Consider the following 1,725-nt stretch of genomic DNA (forward strand, 5'->3'; position numbering starts at 1 on the left):
CCTTACCTCCGCCCCGCCAGCCCGGCGCATTCTACTCGAATCCGCCACCGACACAACCCCTTTTACTTACTCAACTCTTTGATTATCAAGGAGTTTTTCATTCAGGCTGCGCCGGAAGTGGCGCGCATTATAGAACCATTCGAACAGCCGTCAACGAACTTTTTTGACCATTCGCTTCGAAAAGGATCATGCGCTACGCCGAAGTTATTCAACGCACTCCATTCTGTATGTCGATCTCGACTAAGTGATGTTTATAAATGGCTAAATGATGCATTTTGCGTCTTATTGTCGTCGCAGGTGCTACCTAGACTGGTCGACAACTCAATCGCACCTGGAGAAAACAACAATGAACGTCCTCCTGCTCGGCGCCGGCCACATCGGTTACACCATCGCCCAACTCCTGCATAACTCCGGCGACTACAAGGTGCTTGTCGCCGACCGCGACGAAGAATCGCTCAAGAGCATCGCCAGTCTGGGTATCGCCACCCGTCAACTGGACTCCTCCGATAGCAGTGCGCTGGAAACCACCCTGCGTGCATTCGATGCCGTACTCAATGCCCTGCCGTACCACATGGCGATTACCGTGGCCACGGCGGCCAAGAAGGCAGGCACTCATTACTTCGACCTGACTGAAGATGTCCACGCCACCAAGACCATCCGTGCCCTGGCCGAAGGCTCGCAGACAGCGTTCATGCCCCAGTGCGGTCTTGCCCCTGGGTTCATCGGTATTGCCGCCCACTCCCTGGCTAGCCGTTTCGACAGCGTTCGCGAAGTGAAGATGCGTGTCGGCGCGTTGCCTGAGTTTCCAACCAACGCCCTCAAGTACAACCTGACCTGGAGCGTGGACGGCTTGGTCAATGAATACTGTCATCCTTGCGAAGCCATCCGTAATGGCCGTCTGCAATTGGTACAGCCGCTGGAAGGCCTCGAGCATTTCTCTCTGGACGGCGTGGAATACGAAGCCTTCAACACTTCGGGCGGCCTGGGCACTTTGTGCGAAACGCTGGAAGGGAAGGTCGAAGTGCTGGACTACAAGACCGTTCGCTATCCCGGCCATCGCGATCTGATGAAGTTCCTTCTGGAAGATCTGCGTCTCGCCGGCAACCAGGAGAAGCTGAAGGACATTCTCCGCGGCGCCGTGCCAAGCACCATGCAGGACGTTGTCCTGGTGTTCGTCACCGTCAACGGTTTGCGCGACGGTAAGCTGGTTCAAGAAGTGTTCAGTCGGAAAATCTTCGCCGCCGAACAGAATGGTCGCCTGACCAGCGCTATCCAGATCACCACGGCGGCCGGCATCTGCGCAGCGCTCGATCTGTTCCGCCAAGGCCAACTGCCGCAGTCCGGCTTCATCAGCCAGGAGCAGGTTTCGCTCGAGGCTTTCCTGGCCAACCGTTTCGGCATGGCGTACGAAGCCCATACCAACGAAGCTCGAGAAGCTGCCTGAACGATGCAGTGAACATGGCTGCCGGCTTCACCGGCGGCTATGTGCCCAGGAAAACAGGTGGACTGACGTGTAAGCCCCGCTCCTGAGCTGTTACCGATACGCCTCGCGGCGTACCGGCCGAAGCGTCAGCCGCTGTATCCATATAAGAATAAAAAGAGGAATGACCATGAACGGCCCCACCGCCGCGCTGGAAATCCGCAACCTGCACAAACGCTACGGCGACCTCGAGGTGCTCAAGGGCATCTCCCTCACTGCGCGCGACGGCGACGTGATCTCCATCC

1 protein-coding gene and 1 pseudogene are annotated in these 1,725 nt (G+C 57.3%); both read left to right on the top strand.

The window, feature by feature from the left end:
- Nucleotides 1–346: 346 nt before the first annotated feature.
- On the top strand, nt 347–1,444 hold the full coding sequence (locus BZL41_RS02660; RefSeq protein WP_095597872.1) for a saccharopine dehydrogenase family protein: 1,098 nt from the start codon (nt 347–349) through the stop codon (nt 1,442–1,444).
- Between the two features lie 166 nt (nt 1,445–1,610).
- Nucleotides 1,611–1,725, top strand: a pseudogene (locus BZL41_RS02665) (ATP-binding protein); the annotation flags it as partial.

This window comes from Pseudomonas sp. PIC25 (genome assembly GCF_002286785.1).
Classification (GTDB): domain Bacteria; phylum Pseudomonadota; class Gammaproteobacteria; order Pseudomonadales; family Pseudomonadaceae; genus Pseudomonas_M.

What these genes read in the sequence shown, in the direction of transcription:
- BZL41_RS02660 (WP_095597872.1), top strand. Translation starts at nt 347, where the DNA reads ATGAACGTCCTCCTGCTCGGCGCCGGCCACATCGGTTACACCATCGCC.